This is a genomic window from Mesorhizobium sp. M0244 (assembly GCF_040321795.1).
Lineage (GTDB): Bacteria > Pseudomonadota > Alphaproteobacteria > Rhizobiales > Rhizobiaceae > Mesorhizobium.
This window is the reverse complement of record NZ_JAMYSE010000116.1, coordinates 1-19165: the sequence shown is the minus strand read 5'-3', so window position 1 is coordinate 19165 and position 19165 is coordinate 1. Positions and strand designations below refer to the sequence as shown.

Genomic DNA, 19165 nt, shown 5'->3' with positions numbered 1-19165 from the left:
ATGTCGACGAAGAGGATGTCATCCGCTTCGACCATGGCGGCCGCACCTTCGCTATCTATCGTTCGCCGGACGATGAATTCTTCGCCACCGACGGGTTTTGCACGCATGAGAAGGCGCATCTGGCCGATGGGCTTGTCATGGACGACATCATCGAATGCCCCAAGCACAATGGCCGCTTCAATTACAAGACCGGCCAGGCAAAAGGCGCTCCCGTCTGTGTCAACCTCAACACCTATCCGGTCAAGGTCGAAGCTGGCAAGGTGATGATCCAGATCGCCTAACCGCCCTCCATACATGCAACAAAGGGGACCAGAATCGATGAGCCGGAAAAGACCCACGATTGCAGACCTGCGCGCCATGAAGGGCAAGCGGCAATTGACGATGCTGCGCGTGCTGACGATGGACGAGGCCGAGGCCGCCGAACGCGCCGGCGTCGATATCGTCTCGGTGCCGCCGGAGCTGGTGCTCAATCCGCAGTACCGCGATGCGGCACCCAGCCTGTTCACCATGCCGGGCGAGAATTTCTTCGAGATCGGCACCGCCGATGATTTCGTCCGCTGGGCGTTCCGGCTTTACAAGGCCAGCGCCGATGCGGTCTATTGCAGCGCCGGCTATGCCACCATCAAGCGAATGGCAGACGATGCCATTCCGGTGATCGGCCATGTCGGCCTCATCCCGTCACGCGCCACCTGGACCGGCGGCTTCAAGGCTGTCGGCAAGACCGCAGACACCGCCATGCAGGTGTTCGAGGCGGTGAAACAGCTGGAGGCCGCCGGCGCGATCGGCGCCGAGATCGAAGTGGTCCCGGTGGAGGTGGCCAAGGCAATCTCGGAACGCACCTCGCTGGTCATGCTGTCGATGGGGGCGGGCACCGGCTGCGACGCGCAGTATCTGTTCGCCGACGACATACTTGGCCAGAACCGGGGCCACATGCCTCGCCATTCCAAGGTCTATCGCAATTTCGCCGCCGAATACGACCGCCTGCAGGCCGAACGCATCGCCGCCTTTTCCGAATATGTCGCTGATGTGAACAGCCTGGCATATCCCGAGGACAGGCATGTGGTGCATATGGATCCGGACCAGCTCAGCCTGTTCCTGGAGAAGCTCGACGCCGGATGAGACACGCCGGCCAGGGCTTGCTCATCGTCAGCCGGCATATGCGACGGCCGGCTATGGCCGCCATGTTCCGGTAGCCAGTGCAGCGTAAAGCGCCTCGGCGTCAATGCCCAGCGCTCTGTCTTCCTTGAGCGGCGCGACGAGGGCACGCACCGCTGCATGAATTCCCGCCGTGCCCGGCGCCAGTGTCAGCCCGTCACGCAGGTCGACGGCCTGTGCCGCGGCCATCAGTTCGAAGGCGATCAGCCGCCGCCATAGCCCGATCATGTCGGCGCATTTCGCAATGGCCAGGGGTGTCTGGGTCGCGTGATCCTCGACGCCCTCCGAAACCGGCAGGAAATCAAGCATCACCGGGTTGGCCTTGTGGCGGATGGCGGCGAGAATCGCCGTGACGGTCTTTTGCAGCGGCACGAAACCGGCCGAAGCACCGCCGATCGGCGACAGATATCTGGGCAGGCCGTGGCGGCCGGAGCCGGTGAGCTGGATGAAGCGGGCGGCACTGGCGGCTGCGGCTTGAGCGATCGCCAGGCCGAGCGTCTCGAAGGCCAGCGACAGCGACGCAGTGTGGAAATTGCCGGTCGACAGCACCAGCTTGTCGTTGGCCAGCACCAGCGGATTGTCGGCGGCGGCGTTGACTTCGATCTCGACCGCCTGCCGCGCCTGATCGATCGCCCGTAGCAACGCGCCATGGATCGACGGCATGCAGCGGATCGACAGCGGATCCTGCAAGGTAGTCGGCGCCGGCCCTTCCTCACCGGCAAGTAGATCGCGCAGGCCTTTTGCTGCTTCTTCCTGGCCAGCCGCCGGCCGTGCCGTCTGCAGGCGTGGGTCGAGGATCGTCTGGTTGGCGCCGATGCCTTCCATGGTCAGCGCGCCGGCCTGCTGCTGCTGTGCCAAGGCCGACAGTGCATCGACCACCGCCAGCGCGCCGCTGCCGGCCGCCACGGCCGAGGCGTTGATCAGCGACAGTCCGTCCTTGGGTGCGAGGCTGACGGGGGCGAGGCGCGCCAACGTCAGCGCCTTGGCCGCCGGCATGCGCCGGCCCTGATAGTCGGCTTCGCCTTCGCCGATCAGCATGCGGCCAAGTGCTGCCATCAGCACCAGATCACCGGCGCCGATTGAACCCAGCGACGGCATAACCGGATGGACGCCCGTATTGAGCGCCTCGACCAAGGCGACAAACACGTCGGGCGAAATGCCCGAACCGCCGGCCGAAAGCATCGATGCGCGGGTAAGCATCGTCGCGCGCACGATCTCTTGCGGCAGCGCATCGCCGATAGCGCCGCTGCGTCCCTCCAGCAACTGACGTTGGAAGGCGCTGGCGTCGCCGCTCACCGACGTGCCGAGATTGGCGCCAAGCCCGGTGTTCAGCCCATAGATCTGCTGCCCGGATGCGGCGGCGTCATTGAGCACTTTTCGTGCTTTGTGAAGCCTGTCGATAACCGAAGGCGCCACCTCGACTTTGCGGCCGTCGCGGGCCACCGCTGCGACGTCTTCGACGCTGACGCCGGACCCGGTGAGGACGAGCGAGCTCATGCGAAGCGCAACCGCTGGCCGATGCCTTGCACCTGCGCCTTGGCCAGCATTGCCTTGCCCAGTGCGATGTCGGAGAGCGACAGGCCGCGATGCCAGAACAGGATCGTCTCGTCGTCGCTTTGCCGCCCAGGCTTGAGGCCGGCGGCGATCTGGCCAAGCTCGGCGTGCAGAGTCTCTTCGCTGAGCCGTCCTGTCTCGACATGGGCGCGCAAGGAGCCGAATTTACCACCCTTGCATTGGCCCCAGTCGTCGACGACGATTTTCTGCATAATATCGGTCAGCGACAGCTCCACCGCGCTCATCGTGCCGTAGGGTACGACCAGCGCGCCGGGCTTGATCCATTCTGTCTTGAGCAGCGGCTGCGGTTCCGGCAGCCGCGAGGCCTCGACGACGATATCGGCGCCTTCGATGCAGGAACGCCAGTCGGCGACGGCCGTGACCGGCTTGCCGAGATCGGCGGACAGCTTGGCGGCAAAACCGTCGCGGCTTTCCGGTCGGCGCGAATGCACGCGGATCTCGTTGAAGTCGAACAGATGATCGAGCAGACGCACGTTCCAGTAGGCGGTACCGCGCGCGCCGATATGGCCGAGGATCTTTGACGTCTTTTTCGCCAGATGTTTCGCACCAATCGCAGTGACGGCGCCGGTACGCATGTCGGTGATGACGGTGGCGTCGAGAATGGCACGTGGTGTGCCGGTGCGCGGGTCAAACAGGTTGAGGATGCCGAATTCCGACGGCAGGCCGTGCAGATAATTGTCGACATAGTCGCCGACGATCTTGACGCCGGCAGCATCGAGCGGCGCGACGTAGCCGCGGAGCACATTGAAATGACCGTGAAAGGACGGGTCCGGCTCAAGATGGACGCGCGGCTCGATCACGGTCTGGCCGTTGCCTTGCGCCACCAGGCCCGCCTCGACCGCACCGATGATTTCGGCGTCAGTCATTGCCAAGGCATCGATGTCGAGGGCGTTCAGATAATCGATATAGATGGGCTTCATGCGAGAAGATTCCTGGTCAGAAAGAGCGAAGCGTCATCGCGGATTGTAAAAGGCCGGTTCGGCGGCAGGGCTAAGTCATCGCATAACCGGCTGCGATGTCACATGAAAGTTTGTTGCCCATGTCTGGACGACGCCGCCCAAATACTGTTGAAACCGGTGCGTCATCGGTTTGCCGGACAATTGGGCGGTTGCCGATGGAGCGGGAGAAAATTCCCTTCGGACAGTTCTGCGCATGACCGCCATTCCCGAAAACGACCCCTTGCCCGAAGCCACGACGGCGGCGCAGCAAGCCCGGCGGGTGGCGTTGATTGTCGCCGTCGCCTTTTTCATGCAGCTTCTGGATTCGACGATCATCTCGACATCGCTGCCGCAGATGGGAGAATCCTTCGGCGTGCCGGCGGTGGCGATGAGCATCGGCATCACCGTCTATATGCTGACCATGGCGGTGTTCGTGCCGCTGTCCGGCTGGCTCGCGGACCGTTTCGGCGCGCGCAACATCTTCCTCGTGGCGATCGCCCTGTTCACGCTGGCCTCGATCGCCTGTGGCATCTCACAGAACCTGACCGAATTCGTCGCGGCGCGCGCGGTTCAGGGCCTGGGCAGCGCGCTGATGACGCCGGTCGGCCGCATCCTGGTGCTGCGCAATGCGCCGAAATCCGAGCTTCTCAGCGCCACCGCGCTGATCACCTGGCCGGCGCTGTTTGCGCCGGTGGTCGGGCCGGTACTTGGCGGCTTCATCACCACCTATCTCTCTTGGCACTGGAATTTCTTCATCAACATTCCGCTCGGCGTTGCCGGCCTGTTGCTGGTCGCCCGCTTCATTCCTGGCGACCGCGAAGCCGGGGCCAAGCCGCTCGACTGGCCGGGCTTCCTGCTGACCTCCGTCGGGCTCGCCTCGATGCTCTATGGCCTCGAGCGCATCGCGCATCCGGAAGACGGTGTGTTGCCGACCGTGGCACTGCTCGGCACGGGCATTTTGGTCGGCTGGCTGGCGGCGCGGCATCTGGGACGCGCCAACCATCCGTTGCTCGATCTCACAGCGTTCAAGGTGCAGACTTTTGCCATCTCGACGCTGTCGGCCGGCACGATTTTCCGGATCGCCATCAACGCCACGCCATTCTTGCTGCCGCTTTTGTTCCAGGTCGGCTTCGGCCTGAGCCCGGTCGATGCGGGCATGATGATCCTGGCCTATTTCCTCGGCAATCTCGGCATGAAGGCGGTGACGACGCCGACGCTGAGGCGCTTCGGCTTCCGTTCGGTGCTGATCGTCAACGGGGTGATCGCCTCTTTGTCGATCATGGCTTGCGCAGCGCTTTCGCCCCAGACGCCGCAAGCATTGGTGGTGGTGCTGATGCTGATCGCCGGACTGTCGCGTTCGATGCAGTTCACCGCGCTCAACACGCTGGCCTTCGCCGACGTGGCCTCGCCGCAGCGCAGTTCGGCGGCAACGCTGTCCAGTATGCTGCAGCAGGTGGCGATGCTGTTCGGCGTAGCGGTCGCGGCGGCACTGCTCAACCTGTCGCAGATCGCCAGGGGCGTGGCGGCGCTCGATCTCGTCGACTTCCGCCTTGCCTTCCTGGTGATCGGCGCAATCGGGCTCGTCGCCTCGTTTCGCTTTCTGGCGTTGCCGAAGGCCGCCGGCGCCGAGGTCTCGGGCCATGTTTTGCGGATTTGACGCGGGAACTCCGCGGCGAGCGCGGACATAAATTCTGCTTGCTCCGCTCGTCTTGGAGCGAACCTTCGCCAGCGGTTCGATCGGCACGATCAATTGCAAAAGTGCTTGAGTTCCGGGCATTGCGCCGGCGTCGCCAATCAATGCGCCCAACAGCAGAATTTCCTCGCAAGCCGGCCTGCAATGCGCGGATTCATTTGACGAATTGGTCTTGAGCCGATTAGCTTTCGTTCCGATGGCCGCAGAGGGAGCAGGGCGTAGCCATCGCGGGTGAAAGCGGGCAATGAACGCGATCGGCTGGCTAAACTGGAGAAGCCTGAACCAGGAGGGCATTGTCTTTGCCATCGCGGTTGTGCTGTTCATTGCCGCTGCGATCGGGCTGCCCGGGTTTATCAACTCGAACAATCTCGTTGCCATCGTGCGCTCGGTCTCGGTGCTGGGCATATTGGCCCTCGGCATGGCGGTCGTCATTATCGGCAGAGGCATCGATCTGTCGGCGGTGGCGATCATGGCCATGTCGGTCGCGTGGTATTTGCAACTGCTGAATTCGGGGACGTCCGACGGGCTGGCCTTCGCCTATGTGCTCGCCGGTGTTCTCGCCATCGGGCTGTTGAACGGAATCCTGGTCGCCTACGCCGAGGTCCCGGCGATCTTCGTGACGCTGGCGACCGCGTCCTTCGTCTTCGGCTATGTGCGTTCGCAACTGATCACGCAGGACGCCGTGCCGGTGCCGCCCGGCCATTGGGTCGAGCTTTTGGGCGGGCTGCGCTTCCTCGACATCCCGGTCGAGGTCTTTGTCTTCGCCGGGCTGGCTTTCGCCTTTTTCCTGTTCCTGCGCTACACCAAATGGGGCCGCTACGTCTATTTCGCCGGCGACAATCCGGTCGCGGCGCGCAACATCGGCATTCCGGTGCGCCCGATGCTGGTGCTGCGCTATGTGCTGTCGGCCTTGGTCTCGCTGGTGGCCGGCTTGCTCACTGCCGCGAGCCTGCATTCGATCAACACCCGTATCGTCAACTCCACGCTGCTCTACGACATCGTGCTGGTGGCGGTGATCGGCGGCATCGGCCTGTCGGGCGGGCGGGGCGGGGTGCGCAACGTGCTGGTCGGTGCCGCGCTGATCGGAATCCTGCTCAACGCCATGACCATCATCGACATTCCGCTGCTCTATCAGAACCTGATCAAGGCGGCGATCCTGCTGGCGGCGATCATCGTCGACGGCTTCATCAATCCGCGCGACGAGCAGACCGCCCAGCAAGGCGACATTTAGACTGAGGCGGACGGTTGGGGGCCGGCCGCGAACGACAATAACCAAACCAGAGGATGTGACATGAGAATCATCGGGACATTTATGGCTGCCGCGGCAGCGCTTGCTGTCTCCGCCTTCGTGGCGCCAAGCTTCGCCGCCGAGGATCCGGGTCCGGCCGCCTATTCGCAAGCGCTCAAGGGCAAGCGCGTGATGCTGGTTCCGATGGCCATGGGCTTCGACCTGGCACAGGGCTGGGCGCATTTCCTGAAGACGGAGGTCGAGGCCTGGGGCGGCATCTTCGAAACGCGCGATCCGAACTGGGTGGTCGATGCGGGCGCGCAGGCGATAACCGACGCGATCTCGTCGGACACCAGGCCGGACGTGCTGATCATCCACTCGCCGGACCTCAACTCCTATGCCAAGCTGATGAAGAAGGCGCAGGCCGCCGGCACCTATGTCCTGCTGGTCGACAATCCGGCGAACTTCCCGGCCGATGCCTTTGTCGGCAGCGACTGGGATCGGCTCGGCCAGCTCGAAGCCGAAGCGGCAATCAAGGGTTGTGGGCCGAACTCCTCCAAGAAGATCGGGCTGGTGCAGGGCGACCAGGCCAACTCGTCGAGCCTCTACCAATATGCCGGCATCATGAAGGTCCTGGACAAGAACCCCGACTTCAAGGTCGTGGCCAAGCCGGACTCCAACTGGGATGCGACGACCTCGCGCAATGTGACGACGACGATGCTGCAGCAGAACCCCGACATCTGCGCCATCATCGATTTCTGGGACGGCGACGCGACCGGTGCTTCGGCTGCGATCCGCGACGCCAAGCTTGACGGCAAGGTGTTCCTGGTCACCACCGGCGGTGGTGAGAAGACCGCCGACTGCGACAAGTTGCAGGACGGCACCTATGGCGCGGTGGTGATGACCGATCTTGCCCGCCAGTCGGGCGACATGAATGCCGTCATCAAATTCCTGCTGCAGAGCGGCCAGCCGGCCGGCACGTCGCACACCTACATCTACACGCTGGAGAAGGCGACAACCAAGGCCGACCTCAAGCCAGACAGCTGCTGGGACTTGAAAGCACTGCAAGCCCAAGCTGCGGCCAAGTAAACCGCGGTCCGTTGCACGCATCGACGAGGTGGCCGGACCGGGTTCGGCCGCCTCTTTCTCTCTTGAGTGGCAGCAGCAACCGATGTCCTTTCGCGAACGCCTTCAGTCCTGGCGCTACAATCTCGTGCCCGACCACCTCGTCGGCGAGATACTGAGCAAACGCTGGACCGACAACGCCATTCCTTTCCTGGCGCTGGTGGCGACGCTGGCGACGTTCGGTTCGATCATTCCGGGCTTCTTCAAGCCGATGTCGCTGCAGGAATCGACCCGCCAGCTCGGCGAGTTCTCGCTGGTCGTCACCGGCATGACGGTGGTCATGCTGGGCGGCGGCATCGACCTTTCGGTCGGCTCGATCTTCGCGTTGTCGTGTTTTTCCGCGGTCTTTGTCTTCTTCATCCTCGAACAATCGGTGTGGCTGGCGCTGGCCGCCTCGATCGCCTCCGGCCTGCTGTTCGGCGCGATCAATGGCTATCTGATCGGCTATTTCAGGCTGCGCGCTTTTCTGACGACATTGGTCACCTTCATTTTCGGCCGGGCGCTGTTCGACATACTGGTCACCACCTATGCCGCCGACGTCCAGCTTTCCAATGCCACATCGGATGTGCTGGACTTCATCGGCGACGATACCTTCTGGGGCCTCTCGGTCGCGGTGTGGGCGGCGATTATCCTGGCCATCATCACCCACGTCGCGCTGACGCGCTCGCGGCCCGGTTGGCATGTGCAGGCGGTAGGCGGGTCGCGGCGCTCGGCCCACAATGCCGGTATCCGCGTGCGCCGCACCGTGTTCATGACCTATGTGTTCTCCGGCTTCTGCGCCTCGCTCGGCGGCTTCCTTATTGCCTGCCGGCTGAGCGGGGCAGGGCCGGGCACAGGCCTCAACCTTGAGGTCATGGCGTTGACGGCGGCGGTCGTCGGCGGCGTCAGTCTGGGTGGCGGCCGCGGTTCGGTGATCAAGGGGCTGATGGGCGCGATCATCGTGCTGACGATGACCAACGGGCTGATTCGGCTGGGCTATGGCACCGGCACCAACCAGATGGTGCTGGGCATCATGCTGGCGGTCGCGGTCACGATCGACATTCGCTGGCTGAAGAACCGACACAAGGTGCTGGACGAGGTCTACGTCGCACCGGTCTATCTGAAGATGGGCGCAACGCAGTCGGCGGCACCGGGCTCCGGCACCCCTTTCGAACTCGACAACCGGCTCTCGGAGGCTGACCATATCGGGCTCGGCGAGCTGGAAGGGCCGGAAGACGTCATCCTCGACCGCGACGATCATCTCTATTGCGGCACCAGGCATGGCGAGATCGTCCGTTGCTTCGCACCGGATTACAAACGCTCCGAGGTCTTTGCCCATATTGGCGGCTTTCCGCTCGGCCTGGCCTTCGACAAAACAGGCAATCTGATCAGCTGCGTCGGCGCGATGGGGCTTTATTCGGTCTCACCGGAGCGGGAGGTGAAGCGGCTTTCGGCGGAAACGTCGCGCTCCTGGACCTCGATCGTCGACGATGCGCGGCTGCGCGATCCCAATGATTGCGATATCGCGCCGGACGGCCGCATCTATTTCACCGACTCCACCAAGCGCTATGACGCGCACGACTGGGCGCTGGATTCGATCGAGAACCGCGCCACCGGGCGGCTGCTCGTTTATGACCCGAAGGACGGTTCGACGAAGACATTGCTCGACGGCTACCGCTACACCAACGGGGTGTGCATGGCGCATGACGGCAAGTCGCTGTTTTTTGCCGAAAGCTGGGCCTGCCGCGTGCACCGCTATTGGTTGGAAGGGCCGAAGGCGGGCACCGCTGAATGCGTCATCCGCGACATGCCTGGCTACCCCGACAACATCAACCGTGCCTCCGACGGCAATTACTGGATGGCCTGGCTTGGCATGCGCACGCCGAGCTTCGACCTGTCGCTGCGCCATCCAGACATGCGCAAGCGCATGACGCGCCGGTTGCCGCAGGACGAATGGCTGTTCCCCAACATCAACACCGGAGGTGTGGTGAAATTCAACGAGACGGGCGGCATCGTCGAAGCGATGGGCGACCTGTCGGGCGCCACGCATCCGATGGTGACCTCGATGCGCGAGCACAAGGGCTATCTCTTCGTCGGCGGTATCCTGAACAACCGCATCGGCCGCTACAGGATTGCCGGCGCCGATCCGAACTGGACCAGCCCCGCTTCCTATTGGGGTGCCAAGCCATGATGCTGGACCCGATCCTCGACATCTTTCGCGGCAAGGCGGTGACAATCCCGCCGCTTGACGGTGCCTTCAGGCCGAATACGCTGCTGGACGATGCGCCGGATTTTGCCGATCTGACCGAGCCCGACAATCTGCTGGTCGCCGACGGCCGGTTGATGGCCTCCAGCGGCAATGCCGTCTACACGGCCGCCGCCGCTGGCGCGCCAACGATGGTTGAGACATTTCCCTCGCGCGTTACCGCGCTTGCGCTTTCGCCCGCCGGCGAACTGACCGTGGGGCTCGAAAGCGGCAAGCTTTTGATTGCCGGCAAGGAGGCTCCCCTGCCGGCAGAGATCCGCTGCATTACAGCACTCGCCTATGCGGCAGATGGCGCACTTTGGCTGGCCAATGGCTCGGCCGAACATGCGCCGTCGGAATGGGCTGCCGACCTGATGAAGAAGGGGGCATCGGGTTCGCTGTGGAAGCGTGAACCGGCGGGCAGCGAATTCCGCAAGGTCGCCGGCGACATCGCCTTTCCTTATGGGCTGCATCCTGCCGGCAAGGATGTGCTGGTCAGCGAGAGCTGGCGCCATCAACTTGTCCGCTTCGATGGCGCGACAGGCAGCCGCTCGACGGTGCTGGCGCATCTGCCCGGCTATCCCGCACGGCTGTCGCCTGCCGCCGATGGCGGCGCCTGGCTGACGCTGTTTGCGCCGCGCAACCGTCTGATCGAATTCGTACTGCAGGAAACGCACTATCGAAACGACATGCTGACGCAAGTGCCGCCGCAACACTGGATCGCGCCGGCGCTCGCCTCCAACCGAAGCTTCCTCGAGCCGCTGCAATGCGGCGGCATCCGCACCATGGGCATCCACAAGCCGTGGTCGCCGAGCCGCTCCTACGGGCTGGTGGTCAAGCTCGACCGGGACATGCAGCCGCAGCACAGTTTGCACAGCCGCGCCAACGGCACGCGCCACGGCATTTGCAGCGCGATGGAACGGGACGGTCGTCTGTTCATCGCTTCGAAAGGCGGCGATTGCCTGCTGGCCATCGATCTGGCTTCAGGAGGGCATCGCTGATGGAGCCGATCGTCCGCCTGGAGAACGTGACCAAGACCTATCGCGGTGTGCCCGCGGTGAAGAGTGTCAGCTTCGAGCTGCGCAAGGGCGAGATCCACGCGCTGCTCGGCGAGAATGGTGCGGGAAAATCGACGCTGACCAAGATCATCGCCGGCGTCGTCGACGCGACATCGGGAAAGATGTTCCACAAGGGCCAGGAGATCGCCTACGCCTCGCCGCATGCGGCACTTCAAGCCGGCATCGCCATGGTGTTCCAGGAGACCAGCCTGGTGCCGTCGATGACGGTGGCGCAGAACCTTTATCTGGGTACCGAAAGCTTTCTCAACCGACTGCGCGGCACCTACATTTCGGCGCAGCAGTTCCTGCAATCGCTGAACTTTCCCGTCGATCCGAACGCCATTGTGGCGACGCTGGGTGCGGCCAAGCGGCAGATGGTCGAGATCGCGCGCGCCGTCCACCACAATGCCGAGATCATCATCTTCGACGAGCCGACAGCGACGCTGACACCAGAGGAAAAGCGGCACTTCTTCGCACTGATCCGCCGGCTCAAGGGAAGGGGTGTGTCGATCGTCTTCATCAGTCATGCGCTCGAAGAGGCGCTTGATATCGCCGACCGCATCACCATCCTGCGCGACGGTGAACTGGTGATCACCGACGATACCGCCGCCTTCGATCGCGACAGGATCGTTGCCGCCATGGTCGGGCGCACGCTTTCGGGACAGCTCTACAGCCAGCGCGACGAAACGAAACTGCGCAAGCCCGGCAAGAAAGTGCTGTCGGTGCAGGACATCTCGATGAGCAATGTCGTGCGCAACAATTCCTTTTCGATCTTCGAGGGCCAGATCACCGGCGTCTTCGGACTGATCGGCTCGGGCCGCACCGAGACGTTCAAGATCGTCTCCGGCATCTACAAGCGCGACTTCCTGCGCGGCGGCACTATCGAGCTGGACGACCGGCCGGTGCGCTATCTCGTGCCCAGCGAGGCCGTGGCGGACGGCATCGTTTATGTCACCGAAGACCGCAAGAGCGAGGGGATTTTCGAGACCATGGACGTCGCCGAGAACCTGTTCGGCGGCTTTTTGGCGGCAGGGCGGGAAAAGGGCTGGGTGATCAACGCGCAGGAGATGCGGACGCTCTCGGCCGAATGGACAAAGACGCTGAATGTCAAGGCGATCAACGACAATGCCCGCGTGGTCGAGCTCTCGGGCGGCAACCAGCAAAAGGTGGTGATCGGCAAGGGACTGGTGCAGAAACCGCGCATCGTCATCTTCGACGAGCCGACGCGCGGCGTCGATGTCGGCGCGATTGCCGAGATCCACCAGATCATCAACCGGCTGGCCGATGAAGGCCTCGCAGTCGTCGTCATCTCGTCCTACCTGCCTGAGATCATGAACCTGTCCGACCGCATCCTGGTCTGCCGGCAGGGCCGCATCGTCGAGGAGTTCTCGCCGGCCGAGGCGACGGAGGAGAAGATCATGTATGCGGCGGTTCACTAGATTCAGCTGAGGCCGGCCTGCAAATGGCGGCTTCCTGCGCTTCCGGTGCTCACGTACGAAAAGTACGCTCCGCTCCGGTTCTCGGAATCCACCATTTTCGACTCGGCCTGACCTGAATCTCTACGTCGCCGCCGGAAAAGTGAATCAGCGAATGGATTGGCAGCGATTGCTCAAGGCCTGATTCAATTCACACGACGATCAAGCGAAAGGAAATGCCATGGCCACCACAAGACTTCTGAGCGATGCCGAGGTGGAAAAAATCCCGGCGGTCAAGGCGGTGTTCGACGACATCCGTGCGACGCGCAAATCCGATTTCGTCAACAATTTCTGGCGTGGGCTGGCCAATGATCCCCCAGCGCTGAAGCGGATCTGGGAACAGCTGAAGGTAGTGATGATCGCGGACAGCGTCATCGACCCGCTGACCAAGGAGATGATCTACATCGCGGTCTCGACCGCCAATGGCTGCTCCTATTGCGTCCATTCCCACACGGCGGCGGCCCGCGCCAAGGGCATGACCGACGCGCAGCATGGCGAACTGGTGGCGATCATCGGGCTGGCCGGGCAGACCAATCATTTGGTGACGGCGATGCAGGTTCCGGTCGATCCAGAGTTTGAGGTGAGGTGAGGCGAGGCGAGACGCGGCGCCTTCCCTTCTCCCCTTGTGGGAGAAGGTGGCCGAGCGAAGCTCGGTCGGATGAGGGGTGCCGGAAGGATCGCAACATTGAAGCGTAAGTGCTTAAATTGCTTCATATTTCCTCCGTCGCGTTCCTTCCGTCTCGGCGCTTCGCGCCGATCCACCTTGTCCCACAGGGGGAGAAGGGGAGGTCTGCGCGTCTCACGCCGGCCGATATACCTTCTCCGCCGTGTTCCAGAAAATATCCGCCTCGGCCGCCGCGCCGTGTTTCGCCACCGCTTCCCGGTGCGCCTTGATCAGCTCGGAATGGCTGGTCCACAACTTCTCGATCGGGAAGTTCGAGCCGAACATCAGATGATCGCTGCCGAGGATGTCGATCGCGTTGTCGACGATATAGGCGATCAGCGCCGGATCGTTGCGGTGGACGAAGGTGCCGAGGCCGGACAGTTTTGCATAGAGGTTGGGCGCCGCCGACAGCGTGCGCAGACCGGCCTTCCAGGCCTCTGTGGTCTCCCGCTCCATGTCGGTCAGCATGCCGGCATGGGTGAGGATGAAATTGGTCTCCGGATTGTCGCCGACCAGCGTCAACCCGTCTCTCATCTGGGCCGGGAAAAGCTGCAGGTCGAAGGACAGGCCATAGTCCTTCAGCCGCGCCACGTTGGCCCGCACCTTCGGGTCGATGACCTGATCGGCGGACGGGGCAAAGCGGAAGGCCGGCGTTTCGTGCCAGTGCAGCTGCATGCGCACGCCGCGCAGCAGCGGATACTTGATCAGCCGGTCGATCTGGTGACGCACGTCGTCCACCGTCATGTCGGCATAGCCGACGATGGCGTGCGGCCAGCCGGTTTCTTCCGCGGTCTTCTGCAGGAAGGCGACCTCGTTCTCGAAATCCTCCTTCGCCCAGTTGGTCTGCACATAGACCGCCTTCTCGACGCCCGAGCCTTGCTGGTCGGCGAGGAATTCCTCGATCGGATAGTCGCGGCGGATCGGCTCGTAAGGGCCAAAGATGCGCGGCACCATCGGCCCGCGCAGCCAGGGCTGGTCCTCTCGGCGCCAGATGTGGAAATGCGCGTCGATCGCCTTCTGCATCATGAAACCCTCGTCCAGATTGCCGCGGCCGCCGGGGCAGGGCGGGCGAGCGACAGGATGAAATCGGTGAGGCCGGCGATCGACGAGCCGTCGACCAGATCGTCGAGCACCGGCAGGATGGCGCGAAGTGCTGCCGTGGCCGGCTGGAAACGCGGATCGCCGGCCAATGGCGTTGCCAGCGAAAGCCGATAGGCGCGGGCGCTCAGCCGGCGCATCGCCATCTCCAGCTCGGCATGGTCGCCACGCTCCAGCGCATCCGACAGGATGACGATCGCCGCCCCGCGTGCAAATGCCGAAAAGCGCGGTACTGAGAGGAAGGCGAGCAGCGTCGGCCCCATGCGGGTGCCGCCGTCCCAGTCGTCGACCTGCGCGGCCACGCGGGCGAGCGCCTGGTCGCGGTCGCGAATGCGCAGCGCCGAGGTGATGCGGGTCAGCCGTGTGCCGAAAGTGAATACCTCCGCTCGGTCGGCGCCTTGCACGGCCGCATGCACCAGCTTGAGGTAGTCGGCGGTGTAGAGTTTCATCGAGCCGGACACGTCGATCAGAATGAGAAGTTTGCGCGGCACGCTCTGCCGCCTGCGCAGCAGCGGCGACGGCACATCGCCGTCGGCACTGACGATCTCCCTAAGCGAACGGCGCAGATCGAGCTTGCCGCGCAAATGCGTGCGCACCGTGCGGAAGGAGCGGCGGGCGGGCAAAGCGGTTGCGAGCTTGCGGCGGAAGGCGGCAAGCCCGTCGCTGTCGCGCTGGAACTCGCGGACGCTCAACTGTTCGCTGGCCGAAGACAGTTCGCCGCCTTCCTCCTGGCGGATCACTTTGATTTCCTGTTCGCTCGATCCGCCATCGTCCTTGATCCGGGTTTCCTCGTCGCTGTCGCCTTCGGCCAGGACCGCGCTGCTTCCATAGAAATGGCTTTGGAAATACGCCTCGAATTCGTCGCGGCGGTCGGGCGGTGGCGCCAGCATGGCAAGGGCCGCCTCATGGATGTCGCTCATTGAGCGCGGCCCAAGCAGCGTCACCGCCTGCATGAAACCGGACACCTGCTCGGGCGCCACCGGGAAGCCGTAGCGGCGCAGCAGCCGGCCGAAGCCGAGGAAGGGCCTCGCCCCTTGAGGCAGGGCTGCGGCACTCACGCCAGCGCCTCCTCGACAATTTTGCCGAGCTCGGGCGCGATGCAGGAAAGGTCCTCCTCGTCCTTGATCAGCACGCCGATGGCGCGGCGAAACGCTTCCGGCCACGGGCTGCCGCCCTTTTCGAGGATGGTGGCGGCATTGGCCCATTCGACCGCCTCGGCGATGCCGGGCGGCTTGGCCAGCGGGCGGGCGCGGATGTCGCGGACGGCAGAGGCCCCGGCGCGCGCCGTGGCCTTGGCGCCGTCGCCCGCGCGCAGCCTGATGATCTCGGCCTCGCGCCCGGCATCGGGATAGCTGATCCAGTGATAGACGCAGCGACGCCGCAGCGCTTCCGCCAGCTCACGGGTGCGGTTCGAAGTCAGGATGACGATCGGCTGCGCCGTCGCGCGAATGGTGCCTCGCTCGGGAATGCTGATCTGGAAATCGGACAGGAACTCCAGCAGCAGCGCTTCGAATTCATGATCGGAACGGTCGATTTCGTCGACAAGCAGCACGCGCTTTTCCGGCGCCTTCAGCACCTGCAGCAGCGGCCGCGCGATCAGAAAGCGGTCGTCGTAGATGTCGATCTCGTGCTCGCCGGCATGGCGGATGGCGAGCAGCTGGCGCTGGTAGTTCCATTCGTAGAGCGCATGTGCTGCGTCGATGCCCTCATAGCATTGCAGCCGAACCAGATCGCGCCCGAGAACGTCAGCTATCGCTTTTGCGGCCTCGGTCTTGCCGACGCCGGGCGCGCCTTCGAGCAGCAGCGGCTTGCCCAGCCTTATCGCCAGGAAGATAGCGGTCGCCAGGCTTTCATCGGCCAGATAGCGCGAGGCGGCGAGGCGCGACGCGACCGCCTCCGGCGAGGTCGCGACTGTCTCGGCACTTCTCTTGGGCATTTCCAACACTCAGTTCGATGCTTGCGCCTTCAGCGCCCGCAGGATGCGTTCCGGCGTGATCGGCAGCGTATCGATGCGCACGCCGACCGCGTCGAAGACGGCGTTGGCCACCGCCGGGATCTGCGGGTTGGCGCACATCTCGCCCGGCCCCTTGGCGCCATACGGCCCGTCCGCCGAGGGCCGTTCCAGCACGATGATCTCGGTTTCGGCAAGATCGCCCGGCCCCGGCATCAGATACTGGTTGAAATCGGTGCCGCCATGGTCGCGGTTGGGATAATAGGGTTCGGTCGTTTCGTAGAGCGCATGGCTGATGCCCATCCATGAACCGCCGACGAGCTGCTGTTCAACCATTTTCGGGTTCAGCGCACGGCCGATCTCAAACACGTTCTTCACCGTCAGCACGGTGACCTCGCCGGTCTCGTCGTCGACCTCGACCTCGGCCACCGTGCAGGCATGCGCATAGCAGGTCGACGGCTTCATCGCGCCGGTCTCCTTCTCCGGGTACGAGCGTGGGATCAAAAACATGCCGCGGCCGGAAATCGAGCGGCCGCGCTTGAAATGCGCCGACAGCGCGACATCGAAGATCGAGATCGATTTCTGCGGCGCGCCCTTGACCAGGATGTTGCCCTGGCCGTCGGTCTCAAGGTCGGACGCATTGACTTCCAGCTCCTCGGCCGCCACTTCGAGCATCACCTGGCGGGCTTCCCTGGCGGCCTGGATGACGGCGTTGCCGGCGCGGTGGGTGCCGCGCGAGGCGAAGGTGCCCATGCAGTGCGGGCCGGTGTCGGTGTCGGCGGTGTCGACGACGACGCGATCGGTCGGCACGCCGATCGTCTCGGCGCAGATCTGCGCCATGATCTGCTTCATGCCTTGGCCGAGATCGACACTGGACAGCGTGACCATGAAATTGCCGGTCGGCGTCGAATGCACCAGCGCCTGGGTCGGGTCGCCGCCGAGATTCATGCCGGTCGGGTAGTTGATTGCGGCGACGCCGCGTCCGCGCCTGATCGCCATCTCAAGCTCCCTTCGCGTAAGACGACATGGAGAGGTATTTTTCCGCCACCGGCCAGTTGGCGGCGCGCGAGGCTTCCTGCATGCACTCGATCAGCGCCGCACCCTCGGTCGGCTGGCGATGCGCCTTCATGTCGCCGTCGCGATAGGCGTTGACGAAGCGGAATTCGAGCGGGTCCATGCCGATCAGCCGGGCGAGCTTGTCCATTTGCACTTCAAGCGCGAAATCGCCGATGGTGACGCCGAAGCCGCGCATGGCGGAGGAGGGGGTGCGGTTGGTGTAGACACAGTAGGTGTCGATCCAGACATTCGGGATCGTATACGGCCCGGGATAATGGCCGGCGCCCTTCTGTGCGCCATAGGGCGAATGGCGCGAATAGGCGCCGGCATCGGTGTAGCCGGTCACTTTCCGCGCGACGATGCGACCGTCCTTCATGACGCCATCCTTGATGACGACTTTTTCCGCCGCGCGCGGCGAGGAAATCTGCATCTCCTCCTCGCGGCTGTAGATGAAACAAACCGGGCGCCCGGTTAGTTTGGCGCCGAGGATGGCGATTGGCTCAACGATGACATCGACCTTGCCGCCAAAACCGCCGCCGACGGTGCCGCCGACAAAATGCAGTTTGTTGCCGGGCATCTGCAGGATGATCGAGGCGTTGTCGAGGGTGAAGAACATCGCCTGCGTGTTGGTGTAGCAGGTGAAGCGGTCATTGCCCTCGGGCGCGACGATGCAGCCGGTCGTCTCGGTCGGCGCATGCTCGATCGGCGACGATTGATAGGTCTGTTCGAGCACGTGGTCGGCCCCGGCGAAGCCTGCCTCGACATCGCCGAAGCGCACCTTGCGGCATTCGCCGCTGTCATAGAGGTAATAGTTCTGGCCGTGATATTCGTTCACTATCGGCGCGCCGGGCTTCAGCGCTTCCTCCATGTCGAACACGGCCGGCAGCACCTCGTAGTCGACCTTGACCTTGGCGGCGGCCTCCTGTGCGGCGCGCTCGGTTTCGGCCAGCACCGCCACCACCGCCTCGCCCTTCCAGCGCACCTTGCCGTCGGCCAGCACCGTCTCGTCCTCCGGCCCGATCTGGATCAGGATCAGGATGGTGTAGACATTGTGCGGCACGTCCTTGGCGGTCAGCACCTTGACGACGCCCGGGTGCTTTTCCGCTTCGGACGTGTCGATGCTGCGGATGCGCGCATGATGGTGCGGGCTGCGAACCATCTTCAGATGCAGCATGCCGGGAAAATTGCGATCGGCGAAATAGGCCGTCTTGCCGGTGACATGGCCAGGTGAATCCGAACGTGGCCGCGGTTGGCCGATCTCATGCAGATCGTCCTTGCGCTGGTCGGCGAAATAGCTTTTGCGGAGTTCCATTTTCCTGACTCCCTCAAGCCGCGTTCTGCGAATTGGACCGCGCGGCGGTCAACACCGCCTGGATGATAGGCTCGTAGCCGGTGCAGCGGCAGATGTTGCCGGACAGCGCCTCGACCACCTCGTCGCGGCTGGGCTCCGGCGTGTGGTCGAGCAGCACCTTGGCCGCCATGATCATGCCTGGCGTGCAGAAGCCGCATTGCGTGGCGAACGCATCGAGGAAGGCGCGCTGCAGCGGATGCAGAACGCCGCCTTCCGAAAGGCCTGATGTCGTGGTGATGGCAGCACCGTTGCAGGTCTCGGCCAGTGTCAGGCAGGATAGCCGGAGCTCGCTGTCGATGATGACGGAGCAGGCGCCGCAAGTGCCCTGGTGGCAGCCGCCCTTCGGCGAGGTATCGCCGATCTTGTCGCGTAACGCATGAAGCAGTGTCGTGCCGCTGTCGATGAATTCGGCCTTTTCGGCGCCATTGAGCGTGAACTGAACCGGGACCTTTGCCATGTTTTCCTCCCTTGCGGGGGGGGGGGGGTTGTGGGGGGCCGCCCGCCCCCCCCCCCGGGCGGTTTTTACCAACCGGCCCCCCCCCCCAACCAGGCAAGGGGGGGTGGGGGGGGGGGG

General features: G+C 63.8%; 17 protein-coding genes. 9 read left to right on the top strand and 8 right to left on the bottom strand.

Annotation, left to right across the window (positions count from 1 at the left end; translation table 11 throughout):
- A partial coding sequence (locus NKJ08_RS34790; protein WP_352785698.1) for a MocE family 2Fe-2S type ferredoxin occupies positions 1 to 281 on the top strand: 281 nt, incomplete at its 5' end.
- Between the two features lie 37 nt (positions 282 to 318).
- Positions 319 to 1119 carry a 3-methyl-2-oxobutanoate hydroxymethyltransferase gene (locus NKJ08_RS34785; RefSeq protein ID WP_352524180.1) on the top strand — a complete coding sequence of 267 codons (801 nt, stop codon included), beginning with the start codon at positions 319 to 321 and terminating at the stop codon, positions 1117 to 1119.
- Positions 1120 to 1170: 51 nt separating this feature from the next.
- Here NKJ08_RS34785 and NKJ08_RS34780 read toward each other — a convergent pair whose 3' ends face one another.
- Both NKJ08_RS34780 and NKJ08_RS34775 read right to left on the bottom strand, forming a co-directional pair.
- Positions 1171 to 2652, bottom strand: coding sequence for an HAL/PAL/TAL family ammonia-lyase (locus NKJ08_RS34780; protein ID WP_352524182.1), 1482 nt, complete (start codon positions 2650 to 2652; stop codon positions 1171 to 1173).
- Complete coding sequence (locus NKJ08_RS34775) at positions 2649 to 3650, bottom strand: ornithine cyclodeaminase family protein (RefSeq protein WP_352524183.1); 1002 nt, start codon at positions 3648 to 3650, stop codon at positions 2649 to 2651. The genes NKJ08_RS34780 and NKJ08_RS34775 overlap by 4 nt, the downstream gene beginning before the upstream one ends.
- Positions 3651 to 3882: 232 nt before the next feature.
- On the opposite strand from NKJ08_RS34775, the gene NKJ08_RS34770 reads away from it, so the two are divergent.
- From NKJ08_RS34770 to NKJ08_RS34740, 7 genes are all read left to right on the top strand, one after another.
- Positions 3883 to 5325: a DHA2 family efflux MFS transporter permease subunit gene (locus NKJ08_RS34770; RefSeq protein WP_352524185.1), complete on the top strand. Its 1443-nt coding sequence runs from the start codon at positions 3883 to 3885 to the stop codon at positions 5323 to 5325.
- Between the two features lie 280 nt (positions 5326 to 5605).
- A complete protein-coding gene (locus NKJ08_RS34765; protein WP_352524186.1) occupies positions 5606 to 6592 on the top strand; it encodes an ABC transporter permease in 987 nt (328 codons plus the stop codon).
- A 60-nt stretch (positions 6593 to 6652) separates the two neighbouring features.
- Complete coding sequence (locus NKJ08_RS34760) at positions 6653 to 7678, top strand: sugar ABC transporter substrate-binding protein (protein WP_352524188.1); 1026 nt, start codon at positions 6653 to 6655, stop codon at positions 7676 to 7678.
- Positions 7679 to 7760: 82 nt separating this feature from the next.
- Positions 7761 to 9884: an ABC transporter permease gene (locus NKJ08_RS34755; protein ID WP_352777393.1), complete on the top strand. Its 2124-nt coding sequence runs from the start codon at positions 7761 to 7763 to the stop codon at positions 9882 to 9884.
- Entirely contained in the window at positions 9881 to 10939 is a 1059-nt protein-coding gene (locus tag NKJ08_RS34750; protein ID WP_352524191.1) for an SMP-30/gluconolactonase/LRE family protein, read from the top strand. Before NKJ08_RS34755 ends, NKJ08_RS34750 begins: the two co-directional genes overlap by 4 nt.
- Positions 10939 to 12435: a sugar ABC transporter ATP-binding protein gene (locus NKJ08_RS34745; protein ID WP_352524193.1), complete on the top strand. Its 1497-nt coding sequence runs from the start codon at positions 10939 to 10941 to the stop codon at positions 12433 to 12435. Before NKJ08_RS34750 ends, NKJ08_RS34745 begins: the two co-directional genes overlap by 1 nt.
- A 217-nt stretch (positions 12436 to 12652) precedes the next feature.
- On the top strand, positions 12653 to 13060 hold the full coding sequence (locus NKJ08_RS34740) for a carboxymuconolactone decarboxylase family protein (protein ID WP_352524194.1): 408 nt from the start codon (positions 12653 to 12655) through the stop codon (positions 13058 to 13060).
- 210 nt (positions 13061 to 13270) lie between these two features.
- Here the strand turns inward: NKJ08_RS34740 and NKJ08_RS34735 are convergent, their stop codons facing one another.
- The 6 genes from NKJ08_RS34735 to NKJ08_RS34710 are packed head-to-tail and all read right to left on the bottom strand — an operon-like array spanning position 13271 to position 19048.
- A complete protein-coding gene (locus NKJ08_RS34735) occupies positions 13271 to 14158 on the bottom strand; it encodes an amidohydrolase family protein (protein ID WP_352777506.1) in 888 nt (295 codons plus the stop codon).
- A complete protein-coding gene (locus tag NKJ08_RS34730; protein WP_352524195.1) occupies positions 14158 to 15291 on the bottom strand; it encodes a vWA domain-containing protein in 1134 nt (377 codons plus the stop codon). The genes NKJ08_RS34735 and NKJ08_RS34730 overlap by 1 nt, the downstream gene beginning before the upstream one ends.
- Positions 15288 to 16169 (bottom strand): AAA family ATPase, encoded by an 882-nt coding sequence (locus tag NKJ08_RS34725; RefSeq protein WP_352785689.1) that lies wholly within the window; start codon positions 16167 to 16169, stop codon positions 15288 to 15290. The genes NKJ08_RS34730 and NKJ08_RS34725 overlap by 4 nt, the downstream gene beginning before the upstream one ends.
- Positions 16170 to 16178: 9 nt before the next feature.
- A complete protein-coding gene (locus NKJ08_RS34720) occupies positions 16179 to 17183 on the bottom strand; it encodes a xanthine dehydrogenase family protein molybdopterin-binding subunit (protein WP_337145651.1) in 1005 nt (334 codons plus the stop codon).
- 1 nt (position 17184) lies between these two features.
- A complete protein-coding gene (locus NKJ08_RS34715; RefSeq protein WP_352524197.1) occupies positions 17185 to 18552 on the bottom strand; it encodes a xanthine dehydrogenase family protein molybdopterin-binding subunit in 1368 nt (455 codons plus the stop codon).
- Positions 18553 to 18565: 13 nt separating this feature from the next.
- Complete coding sequence (locus NKJ08_RS34710) at positions 18566 to 19048, bottom strand: (2Fe-2S)-binding protein (protein WP_352777387.1); 483 nt, start codon at positions 19046 to 19048, stop codon at positions 18566 to 18568.
- Positions 19049 to 19165: the final 117 nt, after the last annotated feature.

What these genes read in the sequence shown, in the direction of transcription:
- NKJ08_RS34785 (WP_352524180.1), top strand. Translation starts at nt 319, where the DNA reads ATGAGCCGGAAAAGACCCACGATTGCAGACCTGCGCGCCATGAAGGGC.
- NKJ08_RS34780 (WP_352524182.1), bottom strand. Translation starts at nt 2,652, where the DNA reads ATGAGCTCGCTCGTCCTCACCGGGTCCGGCGTCAGCGTCGAAGACGTC.
- NKJ08_RS34775 (WP_352524183.1), bottom strand. Translation starts at nt 3,650, where the DNA reads ATGAAGCCCATCTATATCGATTATCTGAACGCCCTCGACATCGATGCC.
- NKJ08_RS34770 (WP_352524185.1), top strand. Translation starts at nt 3,883, where the DNA reads ATGACCGCCATTCCCGAAAACGACCCCTTGCCCGAAGCCACGACGGCG.
- NKJ08_RS34765 (WP_352524186.1), top strand. Translation starts at nt 5,606, where the DNA reads ATGAACGCGATCGGCTGGCTAAACTGGAGAAGCCTGAACCAGGAGGGC.
- NKJ08_RS34760 (WP_352524188.1), top strand. Translation starts at nt 6,653, where the DNA reads ATGAGAATCATCGGGACATTTATGGCTGCCGCGGCAGCGCTTGCTGTC.
- NKJ08_RS34755 (WP_352777393.1), top strand. Translation starts at nt 7,761, where the DNA reads ATGTCCTTTCGCGAACGCCTTCAGTCCTGGCGCTACAATCTCGTGCCC.
- NKJ08_RS34750 (WP_352524191.1), top strand. Translation starts at nt 9,881, where the DNA reads ATGATGCTGGACCCGATCCTCGACATCTTTCGCGGCAAGGCGGTGACA.
- NKJ08_RS34745 (WP_352524193.1), top strand. Translation starts at nt 10,939, where the DNA reads ATGGAGCCGATCGTCCGCCTGGAGAACGTGACCAAGACCTATCGCGGT.
- NKJ08_RS34740 (WP_352524194.1), top strand. Translation starts at nt 12,653, where the DNA reads ATGGCCACCACAAGACTTCTGAGCGATGCCGAGGTGGAAAAAATCCCG.
- NKJ08_RS34735 (WP_352777506.1), bottom strand. Translation starts at nt 14,158, where the DNA reads ATGCAGAAGGCGATCGACGCGCATTTCCACATCTGGCGCCGAGAGGAC.
- NKJ08_RS34725 (WP_352785689.1), bottom strand. Translation starts at nt 16,169, where the DNA reads ATGCCCAAGAGAAGTGCCGAGACAGTCGCGACCTCGCCGGAGGCGGTC.
- NKJ08_RS34720 (WP_337145651.1), bottom strand. Translation starts at nt 17,183, where the DNA reads ATGGCGATCAGGCGCGGACGCGGCGTCGCCGCAATCAACTACCCGACC.
- NKJ08_RS34715 (WP_352524197.1), bottom strand. Translation starts at nt 18,552, where the DNA reads ATGGAACTCCGCAAAAGCTATTTCGCCGACCAGCGCAAGGACGATCTG.
- NKJ08_RS34710 (WP_352777387.1), bottom strand. Translation starts at nt 19,048, where the DNA reads ATGGCAAAGGTCCCGGTTCAGTTCACGCTCAATGGCGCCGAAAAGGCC.